This is a genomic window from Acinetobacter cumulans (genome assembly GCF_003024525.3).
In the GTDB taxonomy this organism is placed as follows: Bacteria; Pseudomonadota; Gammaproteobacteria; order Pseudomonadales; family Moraxellaceae; genus Acinetobacter; species Acinetobacter cumulans.
The window spans coordinates 1517520-1538268 of the sequence record NZ_CP035934.2 but is presented as its reverse complement, the minus strand read 5'-3'; the positions used below and the strand labels follow the sequence as shown (position 1 = coordinate 1538268).

The window sequence follows — 20749 nt, the reverse complement described above, 5'->3', positions numbered from 1 at the left end:
ACCGTATTTTATAATTGTGAGCCAATGAAGAAATGAATTCGTATTGGGTGATTATCATCAGATAAACCCGATGCAACATCAATACGAATTGGCCCAATTGGTGATGCCCAGCGAATACCTAAACCTGCGCTATAAGCGGTTTTGGTATTAAAATCTTTGTCATAGGCATTGCCTGCATCACTAAAAATTGCCGCACGCCAACCATCTTTAAATTGATAGTTATATTCTAAAGAACCGACCGCCAATGCTTGACCACCAATTTTATAGCCCGACTCAGATGCTGCTAAGCTCTTGTAGTCAAATCCACGAATGGTTTGATCGCCACCTGTAAAGTAGCGTAAGTTATAGGGCACTTTACTAAAATCTTTAGTAAAAATATAACCTGCATCGGCACGACCCACAAACTGATGGTTGTCATTTTCACCTAAAGAGTAAATAAAACGCCAACCCGCATTCACGATTGCCATGTCAGCATCGGTCAATAATTTTTCGGAACCTAACTCGACTTTATAAGTCTGCTTAAAACCAACCGTTGGGTTTACACGTTTGTCCGTGTCTGTTCTAGATACTTCATAACCCACCAATAAAGATTGTTGCTGGCTATTGGCATTTACTAAGAAAGCTTCAGGTATTTTATCAATATCGACAGCAGCTAAGCCGTTTTCTGTAATACGGTCTAATCGATAGCGTAGACCATAAGTTTGTTGCCATTGACCACGTGGGTTTTTAATAATTCGGTCAGCACCTGCAACTGCAGATTCAATTAACAAGTTAACATCACCACCGACATTATCACGCTCTTCACGCTCATAACCGCCTACTAGGCTAATGTAATCATTCAGTGGGTGTTTATAAGGAATGTTATAGCGACCATCTATAGACTGTCGAATTTGTGACAGCTCCATATTGGCATCAAATGAATGTCCACGCTCATTTACAATGGCACGGCGATATTGCCCACGTAAACGAACACCTGTATCTGTACCAAAACCAGCACCCATTTCTGCACTATTTAGCTTGTCAGCATTTAAAGTGACAATCACAGGAACAACTTTGCTTTCACGTGCTTTATCTTTTAATACATCTTGCTCGTTATCTTTTTGCTCTTGTTGCTCCGCCAAACTGCGTAGGCTCGCTTTTTGCTCTGGGTCTTTCACACCTGCAAATTGATCTTCATTGACTACATGCTGTGTAACTTCATGATCTGAAGCTACCGCTTTTTTATCTTGTACTGCTAAATCATCTGCTGACAGTTGATTTTGATCGACCAGCTTTTGTAAATCTGGCGGTAAGTCTAGCTCTTTTTCTATTGGATCTGGACGGACTGCATCCACCAAAGTGTAGTTAAAGTAACGTGAGTTGGTTAGGTTATTGGCTAAGCCATTTACACGCCAAAAAGCATAATCCGCACCTTCTTGCCATGTCACTAAACTACGTAAAATTTTCTCATTCAAAGGGAATGGTTTAGTTGGGTCGCTCATTCTAAATTCGACATCACCCAACTTATAACGCTCACCTGTTTCAAAGCGCAAGTTAATATCGGCAGTATTTTGTGGCTGCGCAACCTTCACATCATGCAAACGCCAATATGAGTCAAAATAGCCGTTATTAGATGCTGCATTATCTATACGAACTTTAGTGTTTTCGTATAAACCATGATTAAACACACCACCTTCTTCTTGATCTGGCAATACACCAATCACTTTGAACTGTGCTTGATTCGCCCCTGGGCCTGTAAACTCAACATTTTGCTGTTGAATGACTACAGGGCTATTTGGTGTAACAAGTACGCGAACACGAGAATTACTAGTTTTCTCAAATTTAAACTCAGAATTATAAAAACCCACAGCCTGTGAAGCCTGAATTGACAAGGCACGTAGCTGAGGTAAAGCAGAAGGAAAGTCGCTGAACGATTCTTGTGTAAAACTCGACAACTTACCTTTAATATTGGCTTTTAAGTTTTCTAATGCTTCCGCATAATCTTTATTTGAGACATTGCTTTCATTTTGCGAAGACACCAAAACAACATCTGCAGTAATCCGTGGCACTTTCGCTGTATTCATTTGGCGTGGCGGGCGCACTTTATATAATAATCGCTTAAAGAAATTGGGTTGCTTATCGTCAACAGCTTCTTGATTATCTAAACCCACCACCAACTCACGACCCGTTTGATTTTCTTGAATCGCAATGTCACTATCCGCGCGGATAGATTGCATTAATACATCTACATTGACTGGAGCTTGGTTAATTTCTTGCAGTTCTTGTTGGGTGATATCTGCAACTGCTACTTCATTATTTTGTGTTGCTCTATAGTTCTGAGCAGACTGTTTCGCCTCTTCTGCAACTTTAAAGATTTCATTTGCAAGCTGTTGATCAATTGGTTCAACTGGCAAATTTTCTAAATCATCAAACTCAATCGGTTTAAACGCCTCAATAGGGGTCTGAGAATTTTGTTGTTCTTGTAACATTTGTACGCTGTCTACAGGAGCTGGCTCTGTCAGCTGTTGTTCAACTTTTTGACGAAGTTCCTCCTCAGAAACACCTTGTTGACTGGCTTCAGCCTTTAATGCATTCACCATTTCCACTTGAGTTGCATCGGCGACAGGCGTATGTTCTTCAACTGTTTGAGCCATTACGTGCTGCGCAAACAATGTTAAAAAGATACTTAAACACAAACGTTTGTTGTTATGATGCCCGAGTGTCAAATGACTTATACTTAAATTAAGTGTGGTCTTTTTAAAATTTATTTTTTCTGGCATAGCGAACTCTAAACATACATGTTTATGAAATAGATCTTTAACCCCATTGAAGTTAAATTCAAGAACTGAATTTCAATGGAATTGATCCATTTTCCTAGGCTTTAAAGTATCTTACATGATTTTCTTCGCTGTTTTACTAAACACTCACATTTCTTAATAAAACTTTATGTAGCACATATCATATGAAGAACAGTGAACATTTACTCAGTAGCCGTCGTTTCCTACCCATGTTTCTCACCCAATTTTTTGGGGCATTAAATGATAATGTTTATAAGCAAGCCTTACTTCTCGTTATCACGTATGGATGGATTCAACAACAAACAGCAAGTATTAGTACTTTAAATAACTTAGCAGCCTTACTGTTTATTTTACCCTACTTCATCTTCTCTGCGACGGCTGGACAGCTTGCAGATAAGTACGAGCGTTCACAGCTTGTTCGAATGCTTAAAATTGCTGAAATTTTGATTATGCTCTTGGGGACTGCAGGCTTCTTATTAGGCAATTTATGGCTATTATTGTGTGCACTGTTTTTAATGGGCACACATTCCACCTTCTTTGGGCCCATCAAATACGCTATTTTGCCTGAAATACTTAAACCACAAGAACTCATGTCAGGTAATGCGCTATTCCAATCAGGCACATCTATGGCCATCTTGATCGGGATGATTTTGGGTGGTGCGGTGATTTCCCTATCGCAAGACAATTTGCTATGGATTAGCCTCACGGTAATCACAATTGCTTGCTTAGGCTATTTATTAAGTCGCTTTATTTTAAAACAGCAAGTCACCTCACCCAATATAGACATTGACTGGAATTTCTTTCGTACCAGTGGTCAAACCTTGCGCTATGCCAAAAGCCTGCCTTTAATTTTTACGATTTTATTAGGCAACTCATGGTATTGGTTTTATGGTGCAACCTACCTCACCCAAATTCCACAGCTGACGCAGCAAAATTTACATGCATCTGAAAATGTCGTAAGTTTATTACTGACCTTCTTTTCTGTTGGTATTGGTGTAGGCTCATTATTGTGTCGTAAAATTGGGGGTACTGAAGTCAATATTAAAATGGTCCCATTAGGTGCCATTGGTCTTACAGTATTCGCTTTATATTTAGCAGCCAGCCTTACTTTTGTACCAGAGCGTACTGGTGCGCTACTCAGCCTCAGTGATGTATTCCAAGGGGGCTGGAGTTATTATAATGTGATGTTTGCAGTGACTTTACTTGGTATTAGTGGTGGTTTTTATATTGTGCCACTCTATGCCATGATGCAAGCCTATTCACCTCGCTCACATCGTGCGCGCATCGTAGCGGCAAACAACATATTAAATGCTGTTTTCATGGTATCTTCTGCTATATTTTCAATTATCATCTTAAGTATATTGAAGATTGATATTAAAATACTTTTCTGCATAACCGCAGTGTTGAGTGCTATTTTCTCTATTTGGCTCCTCCTGCGTTTAAAACCTATGCTTAAAACTGCACACGTCTCGTTGGAGGATTAATTCATGCGTCAATACACCGGTCTAGACAAATTCATCCATTCTTTTGACCAAGCGCTACGCAGTTTAGTTCCTGGAAGCACTTCTGCGCAACGTGAGAACCCTGCCAATGGAACCAACACACAGTTGGCTGTAAGTGAAGCTCGCCATGTTGCAGGCTTAATGCGTGTCAACCATAGTGGCGAAGTATGCGCACAAGCGCTTTATCATGGCCAAGCGCTCACTGCAAAGTTACCCAATGTACGTCGTGAAATGCAACAAGCAGCCATTGAAGAGCAAGATCATTTAGCATGGTGTGAAGATCGACTCAAAGAACTGGATAGCCATACCAGCTTACTAAACCCTGTATGGTATGGTCTGTCTTTTGGTATGGGTGCTTTAGCAGGTATTGCGGGCGATAAATATAGCTTGGGCTTTGTCGCTGAAACAGAACGTCAAGTGAGCATGCATTTAGAACACCACATGAGTCAGCTACCTGTACAAGATCAGCGCTCATATCAAATTTTAAATCAAATGAACATTGATGAGTTGCAGCATCGCGATACGGCGCTTAATGCAGGCGGTGTTGACCTTCCAGCACCTGTTAAAATCACCATGACAGCCATTTCAAAGCTCATGACCAAAACCAGTTATTTTATTTAAGCCATACATAAGATGTAAAAGCCCGCTAATCTGCGGGCTTTTTAAATTTTAGAAACTAGTATTTTAAATTGAGCATATAGCTTTTCATTATTAATTAGCGATGCATAGCGGCGTTTATCTTTTATTAATGTTTAGAGCTTTGCTCAGCTACTTTTTTTCGATAGCCATACACCAACCGCGCAAGCCCAATACAAGCAATCACAGCAACAATCGTATAAAGCTTATCGTCATAAGGCAATATGTACTGCCAAAATACATGTAAGGCATGCGTGATGTGTACTCCAGCACTAATCACTACCCATGCCCAAATGAAGCAGGCCACAATGTTAATGAGTACATATTTCCAAATTGGATAAACTTTTATGCCTACGGCGATCGGCAATACTGTTCTAAGTCCCCACGCAAAGCACATACCCAGAATAGTTAAAATTGGATAACGATCGATAAATTGGCTGGCACGTTGAAATTTTTTGGCAAACTCTGGCTGAGATTCAAGCATTTTTTGCCCATAGCGTGCGCCCAATTGATAATAAAATTGATCACCAATAAAGCTTCCAAGCATAGCAACCGAAAGTAATAGCCAAAAATTGAGTAAATGCTGATGCACTGCATAAGCACCCAGCATAAGTACTGTTTCGCCTTCAAACAAAGTTCCTGCAAATATGGCCCAATAGCCATAATGCTGAATGAGCTCAGTCCAATTCATACAGCCAACAACTTGATGATGATTATTTTTTCTATCTTAGCACTGAATCTAGCATGACTGCTGTTTTACAGACTCAAATGATCTGCTATGCGATAACACAACCTAGCACCCAAATCAAACGCTAAGTGCTCAACATTTGAATACATAAAATTATAGAAACTCAAGTCTATGCATGACATGAGACCACAGGAAAGTGATGTTTCTCATGTACAAAAGCTGCATCTGACCAAATCTCATACATAGGAATTTTCACATCCAATGCCAAAGGTAATTTTTTGGCATTAAACTGCATATTGGACAAACAACTACCCCATGCGATTAAATCGATATCTAAAGTAATTTGATGTGAAGGTCGAATACGCCCTGAATCGGTTTCCATACGTTTTAATTGCAGGACTAAATCCGTTACGGATAAATGACTTTTCAATAAACACGCAGCATTCCAATAATCCGCGCCAATCGCATCTCGGCACGGAATTAAATAAATACTGGAAAAGCTTAAATTACCGAATTGAGCGAGTTGTGCAATTGCTTGTTGAAAATGCTGTTTTGGATTGCAATTACTCGCCAGTGCTAAGGCGAATATCGTTTCGGTGACGTTCAAGACGAATTCCTACAGAATTTGCTTGCGGGATAATGGCAGGCTTACGGATGGTAATCATAATAGATTCCACTACAGGAAAGGTAGTAAAAAGTGCATTCAAAACCAGTTTTGCTGCATGTTCGATCAATTTAGGTTGCGCTTCTTGAATCACTTTTGCCGAAATTTCACAAATTTCCGCATAATTGAGCGTATCGTCTAACTCATCAGAATTAGATGCCTGCTCTAAACTGGTATTAATCTGCAAATCGAGCATTAAAGGCTGAATAATTTGACGCTCCCAATTGAAACAGCCCACCACTGTCTCTACCTTTAAGCCTTCAATAATAATCGCGTCCATAAATCTCTCAAATACAAAAGTCCCCCTTATATAAGGGGGATTTAAAAAAGTGTGTCAAAGTAATAAAGACTGTAAGCGCATTAAAGCTTAGTGCTTTAGCAACAGATTAGGGTCTATACTTTGTACCATCTGTAAGCGCTGGTCAGCATAAATATCTGTATACGGCGCTAGAATACGCATAAAACGATCAAAGTACAGCATTTGCTTAAATAACAAGGCAAAATCTCGTGGGAAACGGATGCCATGACGTTCGCCTACACCCACCATATCCATCATAATGTCATTAATATCCGAAGGATTTGATGTGAGCAATTCTTGCGGATCTGCCAGCAATACACCACTAAACAGACGCTCTAAATCATCAGCCAAAACTTTGGTATCAATTTTATGATCCGTCATGCCCATTTTCAGCATATTTTCAGCCATTAAAGCATAGTCGGTCTTTTGCAATGCATCCATAAATGCAATACAGGCAGTCCATACTTCTGGCTTTAACTGACCCACAATACCAAAATCGATAAAGCCGACACGACCATCTTCTAAGAACATAAGATTGCCCGCATGCAAGTCCGCATGGAAGCTATTACACATCATCAGACTACCAAACCATGTATTCATGGCAGTAATTAAAACTTGTGATGGGTCTTTTGCAACTTTTTTAACCATATCAAAATCAGTCAAAGGTACACCATACAAGCGTTGCATAGTCAGCACACGACGAGTTGAATATTGATGATAAACCTTAGGTGCTGTTGCTGCTTGGTTATTGGTAATATTTAAATAATTCACAAAATCATCTAAATTTTGTGCTTCTTCAATAAAATCAACTTCACGCACCATACGTGTTTTTATTTCTTCAACAATATCTGCTAAAGACGCAAATTTAACTTTAGGTACAGCTTTTTCAAGTAATTTAGTCGCCCAATGCAAGACATTTAAGTCAGTGTATAAAATGGTTTCTACACCTGGCTTTTGTACTTTAATTACGACATTTTCACCACTCACTAAAGTGGCTGCATGTACCTGTGCAATAGATGCGGACGCAAGTGGTTTTTCATCAATAGATGCAAATATTTCATCTAAATTACGGCCTGCAAACTCCGAAGCCAATACCTGCTGTACATAGCTAAACGGCAAGCTTGGTGTCTGATCTAGACAACCTTGAAACTCTTCCACATATTCACGTGGAAATAGCGAAGGCGTACTGGCAATAAACTGCCCTAATTTAATATATGTAGAACCGAGCGATTCAAAAGTTTCACGCATGAGTTTTGCATTGCTTGGTTTTTCTGTGGCGTATTTAATGCCAGCCTTGGCTGCCACCACAGCTGTTTCACCCATACGGGCAACAGAACGTAATCCATCAAGCCAAATATTGTTTTTCATAATGTCTGAGGAAAAATAAAGTGTAGTGAGTGTAGCAAAATTTTATGCCCTTGCAGGATTATCTTGCCTGACAGCTTGCACAATTTTCATCATGCATAAAATTTAAAATTCGCTGCGTCATATTTAAACCATTCCACAATAAAAGCTTTTGCTTCAGTGGCCTAAGGTTTAAACCCAAATATAATAACGCATGATGCGCCTGTAAGCTGGCCATCACATTCGGCGTGGTCGCGAGTACACCTGAGTCCGCACAGCGTAGGCTTTCATTTTGCTGTTCTTCTTTTGGAAACAGACATTCATAACAAGCCGAATCGCCTTCAACCATAAACAATTGCCCCTGAAAGCCAATTGCTGAAGCACTAATTAATGGCACACCGTGTTGCTGACAAATTTGATTCACCAAATAACGTGTTGTGAAATTATCACAGCCATCGAGCACCAAATCTTGCGATGCTATTAGGCAATCTGCATTGGTTTTATCCAACTTAGCGACAATACTGTGCACCTGAATATGTGGGTTAATTTGTGTTAAACGCTTTGCCAATATATCTGTTTTATAAAAACCAATATCTGCAGGTCCAAAAGCCATTTGGCGCTGCAAATTACTCACTTCAATGCTATCTGCATCAATTAAGCTAATTTTTCCCACACCTGCGCGTGCCAATAACTCAGCCAATGCACAACCAATCCCCCCACAGCCTACAATCAACACATTAGAAAGTTTGAGCTTTTCTTGTGCTTCAAGATCCCATCCCTCTAAGAGTATTTGACGACTATACAGGTGCATTTCTGCTTCGCTAAGTTCTAAGTCCAAGTCCAAGTCCGATGACTGATTCACGATTTCAATATCCGTTTAAACAATTATGGTATCGATATTCAAGCTATTATCAGCATTGCATCGATAGTATTGTCAATTCTTTGATGAATTTCCTTTAAATTTGCTTCTTTGTTGATGAATAAAGCATCAATGAAAGGTTTAGTAATTGAAGCACCAAAAAGCATGTCTGCCAAAACCTCTGCAGTTAACGCTAAACGCCAGTCTGAGGGCAAAATACGCTCAATAGCTACAATGAGGTGATTACGACTCGATGCAATCCCCATTTCATAAAACGTATGTGTCATACCGTCCATATCCGCGTGTTCCGCAATGGATAGACGACATAATTTTATATGACGCTCAGAAAGTACGTGCTCAGCTATCATTTTCATGTGTTGTTTTAACCTGTCTACAGCATTCAAAGGAGAATCTGAAAAAGCTTCTTCAGGCCAAATATAAGAAGACTCAACCAATGAGTTCAATAAGGCGCGTTTATCTGCAAAATATGCATATAACGTTTTTTTAGACATTCCTGCTTCACTGGCAATTTGAGCCATCGTGACATTTTCAAAACCATAATTACCAAATAGCTGTTCTGCAACTGCAAAAATTTCTTTACAGCGTTGCTCTACTGTCATTGCCAAAGGTCTACCCAATTTAGCCATGTACTCTTCCTTGACTTAGGAAACCAGTGAGTTTCATAATGTGCGCCATTTAAACAATTCAGATTTATTATGACAGCATCCCCCAATCGCGCAATGCCAATACTTATTGCATTGCTTGCAACACTTGGCCCCATTGGCATTGATATGTATTTGCCTAGCATACCTGCAATGGCCGAGGCACTAGGCAATAGCGAAGGTGCAGTACAATTCAGTTTAATGACATTCTTTGTGGGTTTAATGCTTGGGCAATTGGTCTATGGCCCACTTTCAGATAAATTTGGTCGTAAGCCACTGATCTATTTAGGGCTGAGTATTTTTATAATCGCATCAATCAGCTGCGCTTTTGCAACAAATGTCATGCAACTCCAAATCATTCGTTTTGTACAAGGCCTTGGAGGGTCTATTGGAATGGTGATCGCTTTTGCGATGATTAAAGACCAATATCAAGGCCCTGCCATGGGTAAAATGATGTCTATGGTATTGGCAATTCTAGGTTTATCACCCGTAGTTGCACCACTGATCGGCAATGGCCTACAAACCTTGGGCTCTTGGCGCAATATTTTTGCATTTCTTGCCGTATATGGCATTGTGGTGATGAGTGCTGTCGCGCTTTACCTACCAGAAACACGTGATATCAAGCTACGTCAACAATTTAAGCTCTCACAGACATTTAAACTGTATGGTCGCATCATTACAGACCGTAAATTTATTATTTATGCACTGAGCTTATGTATTGCACAGGCTGCTTTCTTTGCCTACATTGCAGGCTCAGCAAGTGTCCTTATTTCTCAATATCAGCTGAGTTCTACCCAATTTAGCCTACTATTTGCCTTTAATGCTTTTGGCTTAATTATTACGGCCATTTTAACGCCAAAAATGCATGAAAAGTTTGGGCTCCTCAACGCCTATAAATTTACAACATTTGCCTTACTCATCGTCATGGCTATGCTTTTCTGTTGTCTTGTTTTTGGTATAAATCAGTTAATTCTATTTTGTATTATTATCTTTATAGCTATTGCCTTTCTTGGTTTTATTATGCCAACAGGAACACAATTGGCATTAACTTTTCAACACCAAAATGCAGGCACAGCTTCAGCTTTATTGGGTGCACTGCAATTTGGCTTTGGTGCAATCATTACCGCAATTACGGGAAGTACTTCAGCTGTAGGCGCTATAGGCTTAATTAGTATTATGGCCACCTGTGCATTGCTTGCCACCATCACTTGCTTCGTGTTTTTTCCAAAGCATCTCCCGATGGCCAACCATTAAAAAAGATGCGACATATTAAAAAATAACAAATTACATCAACAATAAAGGCGGTCATTTGACCGCCTTATATTTAGATAAATTAAATTATTCAACCCACTTTGGCTAACTGCTCTAATTTTGCAATTTCTTGTTGCTTGAGCAAATTACGCTGAATTTTACCACTTGATGTTTTAGGTAAGCTGTCTACAAATTCAATTTCTTTTGGATATGCATGTTTTGATAACCGTGAACGTACATATTCTTGTAGTTTTTTCATGAGTTCTGCCGTAACAGCATATTGTGTTTTAAGCACCACAAAAGCTTTCACAATCTCAGTACGCTCAGGGTCTGGCTTACCAATAACTGCTGACTCTAGAACCTCTTCACACTCAAGCAAAGTACTTTCCACATCAAAAGGACCCACGCGATAGCCTGACGTTGTAATGACATCGTCAGCACGACCAATAAAATCGATGCCCAAATGTTCGTTTAAACGTACAGTATCACCTGTTAAATAATAGTGCCCGACAAATGATTTACGATTATTGCCCCCATAGCCATTAAACCAAAACAAAGGTGACTGTGAGCAATCAATGGCCAAGGTACCAATACCGCCTGCTACTACTTCTTGGTTATTACTATCTAATACAGCAAAACGATGCCCAGGAATTGCATACCCAGCAGAACCTACTTTCTTTTCATGCGCTAAGGCATGATGGTTGGCAATTACCATACCCAATTCAGTCTGACCATATTGATCGTAAATATTGACATTTAGATCATGGTTAAACCAATGAATAACTTCAGGTGTAAGTGGCTCACCCGCGCTACTCACCACACGCAAATGGGTTTTAATTGACTCATCAAACTTTTCTTTAAAGCCAAAAAACAAACGAAATGCTGTTGGCGATCCTGTTAAGTTACTCACTTTATATTTTTGAATAATTTGCAATGCGTTATCTACACTAAATGCACGCTCATCCATAATAATGCTATGACCTAAGCTTAATGGCCCTGTAATACCATAGTACAAACCATAAGCCCAACCTGGGTCAGCTAAGTTCCAAAATGAATCTTCTTCACGTAAATCGACAGCATGGGTCATATAACCTTTAAAAGCTAACATTGCCTTTAAAGGTACAGGTACAGATTTCGCCAAACCTGTCGTACCTGAGGTAAACATCATTAAAAAATAGTCATCAAAGCTTTGCATTTCTGCATCACAGTGTACAGATTGCTGGGCCATCACTGTCCAAAAATCCGCCTCAGTAGCTATCGAGTTAGGCATTACATCGACTTGCCCAACCGTTAAAATATGCTGCACTTTAAGGTTGTTTAATTTTGCACGTTGCTCTGTATTGGTCACAATCAGTTTAGTCTGTGCAACTTCAATACGGTGCTCAATTGCTTTAGATTCAAACGCAGTAAATAAGGGTTGATAAATTGCTCCAATACGCCATGTAGCCAATACAGTTATGAGTAATTCTGCTGTACGTGGCAATAAGCCCGCGATGCAATCTCCTTTTTGAATACCTAAACCTTTAAAATAATTTGCAAGCTTGCCTGAGGCTTCATCTAGTTGTTCAAAAGTCCATGTTGCCGATTCGCCATTCTTACCTTCCCAAATAAACGCTGTTTTGTGCTGTCCAACGTACCGCTGGCAACATTCCACATAGGCATTTACTTCCTTAGAATGACCTTGTAATTGCATTGTAATTAATTTTTCAAAATCAAAATCGAGATATGCTTGTTCAAGTGTTTTCATGGTATTCCCTATATCATGTGGGCTGAGGACTTGGCATCTGCTCTATGTCACTTCAGCATTGTTATATTGCTTACACACATCTTGCTGTGTGGCGCTGTACATCCCGTACTTCAATTTGGCCTAAGTTAAACTCACGCCTTTTTTATATAATTAGAAAAACACGTTTAAAGATGGCCTGCAATTTCCATAAACCTCATCTGTATTGCAGGCTTTGAACATCGACCAAAGTCTAATGACTTCGGCCTTCATGCTTATGACTCTGCATGTTTATGACTTGGCAACTTCACGCGCAATTACGAGGCGCTGAATATCGGATGCGCCTTCGTAAATTTGGCTGACACGCACATCTCTATAAATTCGTTCAACAGGAAAATCCGAAACATAGCCATAGCCGCCATGAATTTGAATTGCATCTGAACACACCCGCTCTGCCATAGTTGAGGCAAATAGCTTCGCCATAGACGCTTCTTTTAAGCAGGCTAAGTTGGCATCTTTTAAAGTGGCCGCATGAAAAATCAACTGACGTGCGGCTTCAATCTGTGTGGCCATGTCGGCCAAACGAAATGCCACCGCTTGATGCTCTACAATATTGACACCAAATGCTTGACGCTCATTGGCATATTCAATGGCTGCATCCAAAGCCGCCCGCGCCATACCAATACACTGGGCTGCAATACCAATACGGCCCGATTCTAAATTGGATAAAGCAATTTTGTAGCCATCACCTTCTTTACCCAATAAATGATCAGCAGGTATACGACAGTTATCAAATATAATCGTTGCAGTATCTGAGCAATGTTGGCCCATTTTTTCTTCTAAACACGATACGATATAACCTTCAGTACTTGTTGGTACTAAAAAGCATGAAATCCCTTTTTTGCCAGCTGCTTTATCTGTCACTGCAAACACCAATGCGACATCAGCATATTTACCGGTGGTGATAAATTGCTTGGTACCATTGATAACCCACTCATCACCATCACGTACAGCCTGACACATCAATGCACTGGCATCTGAACCAGCTTGTGGCTCTGTTAAGCAGAAGCAGCCTAACATTTCTCCAGTCGCTAATTTGCTTAAGTATTGCTGCTTCTGTTGCTCTGTTCCATAACGCTGGGTAATTCCACATGGCAAAGAGTTTTGTACGCTTACAATGGTCGAAATTGCGCCATCACCTGCGGCAATTTCTTCAATAGCCACAACCAAAGACACATAGTCCATGCCTGCACCACCCCATTGCTCAGACACAGTCATACCTAAAGCACCTAAGGCGCCCAATTCTTTTAATTCTTGCGCTGGAAAGCGCGAAGTTTTATCGCGTTCTGTAGCAGTAGGTTTCAGTTTATTTTGTGAATAATCACGCATCATTTCCTGAACCATTTTTTGTTCATCATTCAAAATCATGCTTACATCCTTTTAAAATTTAATTATTTTCACTATCAAATACATTGCAGTGGCGGTTGCGCCACCTGCTGGCCAAACATCCCATTTAGCCAGCAATAAATTAAGTTTCGTTGCTCACCCATCAAAAGGAAACAAGAAGTTTTTCCTTAAAATGAATTATTTAGGTTGCATACGAATTGCACCATCCAAACGAATCACTTCGCCGTTTAGGTAGCCATTTTCAAAAATATGCCCTACCAAGTGCGCAAATTCTTCTGGTTTTGCTAAACGCGGTGGAAATGGCACCATTTGCCCTAAAGCATCCTGTACATTTTGCGGTAGGCCTTTAAGCATAGGCGTTTCCATAATCCCTGGCGCAATGGTCATTACTCGAATCGCTTCGCGAGCCAACTCACGAGCTAAGGGTAAAGTCATTGCGACAACTGCACCTTTTGAAGCTGCATAGGCAGATTGCCCAATCTGACCATCATAAGCTGCCACAGAGGCTGTATTCACAATCACACCACGCTCTTCTTCACCCGCTTTTAATTCATATTTAGCTATTAAGCGCGCGCCAAAACGAATCATATTAAATGTACCAGACACATTGATATTCAATACTTTTTGGAACATTGCCAAGTCATGCAAACCATCGCGACCCAATACTTTTGCAGAAGGTGCGATCCCCGCACAATTGACCAAACCATTTAATTGACCATATTTATTCTCAACATGTTGAAAAAAAGCTTCTGTTGCAGCTTCGCTAGTTACATCTAACATGACAAATTCAGCATGCTCACCTAGGCGATGTTGTAAGCTTTCACCTAAGTCTTGGTTCATATCGACCATAATGACTTTTGCGCCTTGCCCAACCAAATAAGTAGCTGTAGCCGCCCCTAAACCAGACGCACCACCTGTAACTACAAACACTTTTCCTTGGATTTTCATTTTCTTTTATCCTAAACAACATGTTTTAAAATTCGACTTAAGACACAGAGTAATCACAGAATAAATTGAGTACAATTTCCAAATACTGCATCGCGCGTGATGTATTTGAACAATAGAAAATATACTTCAGCTCAATCATGGAATTTAGATTGGATCACGACTATTTCAAAGGGACAATTTCAATTAGCCTTGTACATGAAGCACTCCTTCATGCAAAACAACAAGGCTATGACACTTTTGCTTTACTGCAAAAAGCGGGTATTGCACCTGAACTGCTGCATTCGGATAAAACTCGTGTGTCGGTAAGCCAATATGCACAGCTTTGGATTGTACTTGCCGATGCAATGAATGATGAGTTTTTTGGGATGGACTCGCATCCCATGCGCCGAGGCAGTTATACATTCTTATCCAAATCAGTTACGCAAAGCACTGATTTAAAACAAGCTCTAACGCAAATTCTTCAATTTTTAAATCTTATTTTAGATGATTTTAAAAGTAAGTTTTTTGTGGAAGAACACTATGTATATATTGTGATTCAAGAAAATACCTTGCCCAAACGCATGTTCAGTTATGCTACGTATTTAATGTTAATTCATGGCCTGATGTGCTGGTTATGTGGACAACGTATTGTTTTGAATCGAATTCAGCTACGTTGCACTGCGCCGAGCGATGATCACGACTATAAAGTTCGATTTTGTGATGATATTCAATATGCTGCCGACGAAAACTATATTCAGTTTGATGCCAACTACTTAAACTTAGCCATTAAGCAAGACCAAAAAACTTGGCATCAATTTATTCTGCATACACCATATAACTTATTGGTGCGTTATAAAAACCCCAATGCATTGGGCCATCAAATTCGTAAACACTTTATGCAAACCGCAACGGCTGATTGGAAAGAACTGACCGAACTAGCGCCCCTTTTTAATATGTCGGAAGCCACGATGCAACGTAGACTTAAGCAAGAAGGCATTAATTTTCAACAACTCAAAAATGACATACGACGTGACCTTGCCATTGATTTGCTCGCACAAAGCCATTTAACCTTGCAAGATATTAGTGAACAACTGAACTTCCATGATGCAAGTGCATTTCACCGTGCCTTTAAAAAATGGACAGGCGTCAACCCAGGAATGTACCGCCAAAAACAACAGAATGAAATTTCAGAAGTCTAATATTTAAAATCACTCAAATAAGCTTAATTTTAGATTAATTGAAAAATTTACAAATTTATCAATAGTTTATTAAAAAACACAAATACGACTGTACGTTCATCGCTAGAAGATTGCCAACCCCCTTTAAATAGGTTATTTTTCACTCAATTTAAAGCATTTTGCTTATTGTTATTTTGGCTGTATCTCACTCCCTGATCTCATCACCTCGAAGGCTCCCACATGCTTAAGATGATAGACGTACTCGAGCAAAGCTTGGTACAAAATTTCTCTGAATCAATTTTTCAAGCAACTGAACAGACTGAAGCTCAGTTTCATCAGGAACTACTTAAGATTTCTGATATTGATTTAGCCAATATTGTCTCTACATTTTTCTTAAATGAGCAGGCACTTGAAATTGCACAACACTTGGATATTTCAACGGAAACCATTCAAGAAGTTCAAGCTGGTGCCAATTTAAAAGATGAAGCTTACATTACAGCAACTACTAAAATTGTTGCCTATTGTCTTGCAGTAGAAACTGATGCTTTCAACCAAGTTGAAGTGGCAGAATGTCTACAAGATTACCCAATGTAATCTATCACAGTAGTACAATAATCATTAAAAATACGGCGGCCGACATGGCCGCTTTATTTTGTATAAAAAACCTTTTTACAGCCCTAAACTACACTTATCAATTTAACTGAAATTTTATGATCTATTTGATATATAAAACAAAATCACATACTAAATTTTTAAAATAAATATTTTTCAATAACTTAATATTTAAAATACTCTATTTTTATATTTTTCATTTTGTTATCACTTTTTCTATTTTGCTCTATTTAACTTCAGCACGTATTTATAACGAATTATTTTTGCGCTATACATTTTCGGGGTTATATGAAAACGATTCGTCAACTTGCTATCTTGGCTACTACGGCTTTAGTAACCACAGTGACTTTGGCAGCACCACCAAAAGAAATCAAACTGGATTATGCCTACTATGCCCCAACCAGTTTAGTGGTTAAAGATCAAAAACTTTTAGAAAAAGCCTTCCCTCAAAGCCAAATCAAATGGGTATTTAGCCAAGGTTCAAACCGCTCATTAGAGTATTTAAATAGTGGTAGTGTCGATTTTGCATCTACTGCAGGTTTAGCTGCGGTATTAAGCAAGGCCAACGGTAGCCCTATTAAAACAGTGTATATTCAAAGCCAACCTGAATGGACCGCATTACTGGTTGCTAAAAACTCAAATATTAAGAGTTTAAAAGATTTAAAAGCTAAAAAAATTGCAGCAACTAAAGGTACTGATCCCTATTTATTTACCTTACAAGCGCTAGAAACAGTTGGTTTAACTAAACGAGATGTTCAACTGGTTCATTTACAACACCCAGATGGTAAAACGGCATTAGAGCGTGGCCAAGTCGATGCTTGGGCTGGACTTGATCCATTAATGGCTTCAGCTCAACTACAGTCTGGAGCAAAACTGCTTTACCGCAATGTAAGCTTCAATAGCTATAGCGTTTTAAGCGTAAAAGATGCTTTTGCAAAAGAAAACTCTGAAACTGTGACCGCGGTGCTTAAGGCGTATGAACAAGCACGAAAATGGGCCAAAGCACATCCTGATCAAGTTGCCGCACTATTAGCCAAGGAATCTAAGCTTCCTTTAAATGTTGCAAAACTACAAATTAGCCGTACCAACTTCGATCAAAACGTTCCAACTGCAAAACATATTGCTGCCTTACAAAAAGCAGGCAATATTTTGACTGAAGAAGATTTAGTACGAAAAGGCACGGATGTAAACCAAGTAGTGACTCAATTACTTGATGCAAAATTTGCACAAAATGCTGTGAAGTAAAAGGCATTTTTTAACTTATGACACATCCTCAAGCAACACCGAAAGCACCTACTTCACTCAAACCGAAAATTGAAAGCGAAGCATCTAGGCCCAAGTTAAGCACTTGGTCAAAAGCACTCACGATCCCAGTTTTAGTTCTTTTATTATGTGAATATTTAGTTCGTGCAGGCTGGATTGAACCGTATTTACTCCCTGCACCCAGTAGCCTTTGGCAAAGCTTCACAGAATTGGCAGCTGGAGATTTATGGCAACATATTTGGGCGAGTAGCTTACGTGTATTGATTGGCTTTTTAATCGGCAGTTTTTTAGCCTTGTTTTTTGCGGTATGGGTTGGTCTAAGCAAACAAGCTGAAGCCTTTTTAGAACCTAGTTTTTCAGCCATTAAGTCTATTCCTAGTTTAGCATGGATACCACTTCTGCTCCTTTGGCTGGGTATTGATGAGGCTTCAAAAATTACTTTAATTGCAATTGGTGCATTTTTTCCTGTGTATACCAATACTGTAGCAGCAATTAAAGGCGTAGACCGTAAATTAATCGAAGTCGCTCAAGTCTATCGTTTAAAATATTGGCAACTTGTACAGCAAATCATATTACCAGCAGCCTCCCCAGGCATATTGACTGGGCTACGTAATGGTCTGAGTTTATCTTGGATGTTTATGATTGCTGCTGAATTAATTGCAGCAACACAAGGAATTGGCTATTTACTTAGTGATGGCCGAGAAACCTCGCGACCAGATATTGTCATTTTAGCGATTATTTTATTGGCAATCTTAGGTAAGTTAACCGATCGTGTCATGCAAGCACTAGAAACTTGGTTACTTCGCTGGCGAGACGTTATTAAACAGTAACCGCCTTTAAAAATAAAAGCGCATTGAATGCGCTTTTATCATTTGTTTTTGGCGCAGCTACATTACTGTTGCCATTGCCCTAAGGTCACACGGTCATTTCCGCCATAATCTTTTACAGTACGGACATCACGATAGCCCGCTTGTAAAAATAGATGACGTACCGCTTCACCTTGATCATATCCATGTTCGAGCGCAACCCAGCCATTCACGGTTAAATGCTTTTTGCCTTGCTGAATAATTTGCTCGATATCTGCAAGACCATGCTTATCTGCCACTAAAGCGCGCTCAGGCTCTGTCGCTAGATCTTTCATGTGCACATCGTCTGCATCGATATACGGCGGATTCGACACAATCACATCAAAGAATTCGCGGCCAAATGGTTTTAACCATGAACCCAATACAAATTTCACATGCGCTAAATCATGTGCTTTAGCATTGTATTCTGCGACTTCCAGTGTCGGCTCATAAATGTCTGACGCTGTAACAGACCAATCAGGCCGTTCACTTGCCAATGACAAAGCAACGGCACCTGTTCCTGTGCCTAAATCTACAATACGCGCATCTTCAGGTAAATCTAAACGCAACACGGTTTCAACCAATACTTCAGTATCCGGACGCGGTACCAAAGTGTCTTTAGTCACTTTTAAGTCTAAAGTCCAAAATGGCTGTGAACCCGTAACATAAGCCAATGGCTCACCCGCTGCAATACGTTCTAAACCAGCGAGATAAGCTTGTTCTTGCTCTGCGGTTAACGCTTGATCCTTCTTCATGATTAAATCAAAAGAATCAATTTTCGTAATGTGCTCGAGTAACCATGCATTTTCCTGACGCTCATAGCTTTCAGGTTCACCGCGATAGGCCAACGCCTGTGCAATATTCATTAGCCACCATTCTGCTGAGCTAACATTGCCAATTGGTCGGCTTGATATTCGCGGTGCAAACTATCCAGCAATTCTGTTAAGTCGCCTTCCATCACAGCATCTAACTTATATAGCGTTAAGTTAATACGGTGATCGGTCATACGGCCTTGCGGATAGTTATAGGTACGGATACGTTCAGAGCGGTCGCCCGAGCCAACCAAGTCACGGCGCATTTCAGACGTTGCCGCATCTGCAGCTGCACGTTTTGCATTTTCCAGACGTGAAGCAAGTAAAGCCATCGCTTTGGCTTTGTTCTTATGCTGTGAACGCTCATCCTGACATTCCACCACAGTTCCTGTTGGAAGATGGGTAATACGAACTGCCGAATCGGTTTTGTTAATGTGCTGACCACCCGCACCTGACGCACGATAAGTATCAATACGCAAATCAGATGCGTTAATTTCTACTGTGGTGTCTACATCTATTTCAGGCAAAATTGCTACGGTACATGCTGAAGTATGCACACGACCCTGTGATTCTGTCGCTGGTACACGCTGTACACGATGCGCACCGCTTTCAAATTTCAAACGGCCATACACGCCTTCGCCATTTACAAGGCAAATGACTTCTTTATAACCGCCATGCTCGCCTTCATTTTCTGAAAGTACTTCAATACGCCAACCTTTAGATTCGGCATATTTGCTATACATACGGTATAAGTCGCCTGAGAAAATCGCAGCTTCATCACCACCCGTTCCTGCACGGATTTCCAAATATGCAGAGTTCGCATCATTCGGATCTTTAGGAATCATTAAGATGTTAAGGTCAGCTTCCAAAGTGCTAATCAAAGCTTTATTTTCTTTAATTTCTTCCTGAGCCATTTCCTTAAAATCAGGATCAGACAACATCGCTTCAGCAGTTTCTATATCTGCCTCAGCTTGAGTATATTTGTGCCATACTTCAGTAATTTCGCTCAAATCACTATGTTCGCGTGAAAGTTGACGAAAACGTTTATTATCTGAAATTACCTCAACATCTGCGAGTAAGGCATTTAATTCTTCGTGACGGTCAGATAATTGATCCAACCGCAAACGCAGTGATTCTTTCATTTTACAAAATATCTCTTTAACGCCTGCTCTAATACGCGAAATAAAATTTGGCTAGAGCAGACAAATCTTCATTTTGCGCCTAGTTTACAGATTCTCAGTTTTAAATGACATCTTTATTGTTATTCAGCTGCTTGTGTCTTTAACTTATATATAAGACAC

General features: G+C 39.9%; 19 protein-coding genes. 7 read left to right on the top strand and 12 right to left on the bottom strand.

Annotated features, from left to right (window positions below):
• Nucleotides 1-8 precede the first annotated feature (8 nt).
• Nucleotides 9-2759 (bottom strand): autotransporter assembly complex protein TamA, encoded by a 2751-nt coding sequence (locus C9E88_RS07255; protein WP_106984860.1) that lies wholly within the window; start codon nt 2757-2759, stop codon nt 9-11.
• Nucleotides 2760-2941: 182 nt separating this feature from the next.
• Between C9E88_RS07255 and C9E88_RS07250 the strand changes: the two genes are divergently transcribed.
• On the top strand, nt 2942-4261 hold the full coding sequence (locus C9E88_RS07250; RefSeq protein ID WP_106984861.1) for an MFS transporter: 1320 nt from the start codon (nt 2942-2944) through the stop codon (nt 4259-4261).
• 3 nt (nt 4262-4264) lie between these two features.
• Entirely contained in the window at nt 4265-4900 is a 636-nt protein-coding gene (gene coq7, locus C9E88_RS07245; protein ID WP_106984862.1) for a 2-polyprenyl-3-methyl-6-methoxy-1,4-benzoquinone monooxygenase, read from the top strand.
• 124 nt (nt 4901-5024) lie between these two features.
• Here the strand turns inward: coq7 and C9E88_RS07240 are convergent, their stop codons facing one another.
• From C9E88_RS07240 to C9E88_RS07215, 6 genes are all read right to left on the bottom strand, one after another.
• On the bottom strand, nt 5025-5606 hold the full coding sequence (locus tag C9E88_RS07240) for a DedA family protein (RefSeq protein WP_167514212.1): 582 nt from the start codon (nt 5604-5606) through the stop codon (nt 5025-5027).
• Nucleotides 5607-5772: 166 nt separating this feature from the next.
• The gene (locus C9E88_RS07235) at nt 5773-6210 is read right to left on the bottom strand and encodes a 2-amino-4-hydroxy-6-hydroxymethyldihydropteridine diphosphokinase (RefSeq protein WP_106984863.1); all 438 of its coding nucleotides are present in this window, start codon (nt 6208-6210) and stop codon (nt 5773-5775) included.
• Complete coding sequence (gene folB / locus C9E88_RS07230) at nt 6167-6547, bottom strand: dihydroneopterin aldolase (RefSeq protein WP_106984864.1); 381 nt, start codon at nt 6545-6547, stop codon at nt 6167-6169. The genes C9E88_RS07235 and folB overlap by 44 nt, the downstream gene beginning before the upstream one ends.
• Before the next feature lie 87 nt (nt 6548-6634).
• On the bottom strand, nt 6635-7933 hold the full coding sequence (locus C9E88_RS07225; protein ID WP_106984865.1) for an ABC1 kinase family protein: 1299 nt from the start codon (nt 7931-7933) through the stop codon (nt 6635-6637).
• 58 nt (nt 7934-7991) lie between these two features.
• Nucleotides 7992-8720: a HesA/MoeB/ThiF family protein gene (locus tag C9E88_RS07220; RefSeq protein WP_106984866.1), complete on the bottom strand. Its 729-nt coding sequence runs from the start codon at nt 8718-8720 to the stop codon at nt 7992-7994.
• Nucleotides 8721-8809: 89 nt separating this feature from the next.
• On the bottom strand, nt 8810-9388 hold the full coding sequence (locus C9E88_RS07215) for a TetR/AcrR family transcriptional regulator (protein ID WP_227865896.1): 579 nt from the start codon (nt 9386-9388) through the stop codon (nt 8810-8812).
• A 96-nt stretch (nt 9389-9484) separates the two neighbouring features.
• On the opposite strand from C9E88_RS07215, the gene C9E88_RS07210 reads away from it, so the two are divergent.
• On the top strand, nt 9485-10684 hold the full coding sequence (locus C9E88_RS07210) for a multidrug effflux MFS transporter (protein WP_227865895.1): 1200 nt from the start codon (nt 9485-9487) through the stop codon (nt 10682-10684).
• 88 nt (nt 10685-10772) lie between these two features.
• On the opposite strand, the gene C9E88_RS07205 is transcribed toward C9E88_RS07210, so the two are convergent.
• From C9E88_RS07205 to C9E88_RS07195, 3 genes are all read right to left on the bottom strand, one after another.
• A complete protein-coding gene (locus tag C9E88_RS07205) occupies nt 10773-12428 on the bottom strand; it encodes an AMP-binding protein (RefSeq protein ID WP_106984868.1) in 1656 nt (551 codons plus the stop codon).
• A gap of 267 nt (nt 12429-12695) precedes the next feature.
• Entirely contained in the window at nt 12696-13832 is a 1137-nt protein-coding gene (locus C9E88_RS07200; protein ID WP_106984869.1) for an acyl-CoA dehydrogenase family protein, read from the bottom strand.
• Nucleotides 13833-13988: 156 nt separating this feature from the next.
• Nucleotides 13989-14759, bottom strand: a complete 771-nt coding sequence (locus C9E88_RS07195; RefSeq protein WP_106984870.1) for a 3-hydroxyacyl-CoA dehydrogenase — start codon at nt 14757-14759, stop codon at nt 13989-13991.
• Nucleotides 14760-14896: 137 nt separating this feature from the next.
• On the opposite strand from C9E88_RS07195, the gene C9E88_RS07190 reads away from it, so the two are divergent.
• The 4 genes from C9E88_RS07190 to C9E88_RS07175 all read left to right on the top strand — a co-directional run bounded on the left by C9E88_RS07190 (nt 14897) and on the right by C9E88_RS07175 (nt 18621).
• Complete coding sequence (locus C9E88_RS07190; RefSeq protein ID WP_106984871.1) at nt 14897-15937, top strand: AraC family transcriptional regulator; 1041 nt, start codon at nt 14897-14899, stop codon at nt 15935-15937.
• Nucleotides 15938-16156: 219 nt separating this feature from the next.
• The gene (locus tag C9E88_RS07185) at nt 16157-16510 is read left to right on the top strand and encodes a hypothetical protein (RefSeq protein WP_106984872.1); all 354 of its coding nucleotides are present in this window, start codon (nt 16157-16159) and stop codon (nt 16508-16510) included.
• A gap of 306 nt (nt 16511-16816) precedes the next feature.
• On the top strand, nt 16817-17773 hold the full coding sequence (locus C9E88_RS07180; protein ID WP_106984873.1) for an aliphatic sulfonate ABC transporter substrate-binding protein: 957 nt from the start codon (nt 16817-16819) through the stop codon (nt 17771-17773).
• Nucleotides 17774-17790: 17 nt separating this feature from the next.
• Nucleotides 17791-18621: an ABC transporter permease gene (locus C9E88_RS07175; RefSeq protein ID WP_106984874.1), complete on the top strand. Its 831-nt coding sequence runs from the start codon at nt 17791-17793 to the stop codon at nt 18619-18621.
• A gap of 62 nt (nt 18622-18683) precedes the next feature.
• Here C9E88_RS07175 and prmC read toward each other — a convergent pair whose 3' ends face one another.
• Both prmC and prfA read right to left on the bottom strand, forming a co-directional pair.
• Entirely contained in the window at nt 18684-19502 is an 819-nt protein-coding gene (gene prmC / locus C9E88_RS07170) for a peptide chain release factor N(5)-glutamine methyltransferase (protein ID WP_106984875.1), read from the bottom strand.
• Nucleotides 19502-20590 (bottom strand): peptide chain release factor 1, encoded by a 1089-nt coding sequence (gene prfA, locus C9E88_RS07165; protein ID WP_106984876.1) that lies wholly within the window; start codon nt 20588-20590, stop codon nt 19502-19504. Before prfA ends, prmC begins: the two co-directional genes overlap by 1 nt.
• Between the last annotated feature and the right edge of the window lie 159 nt (nt 20591-20749).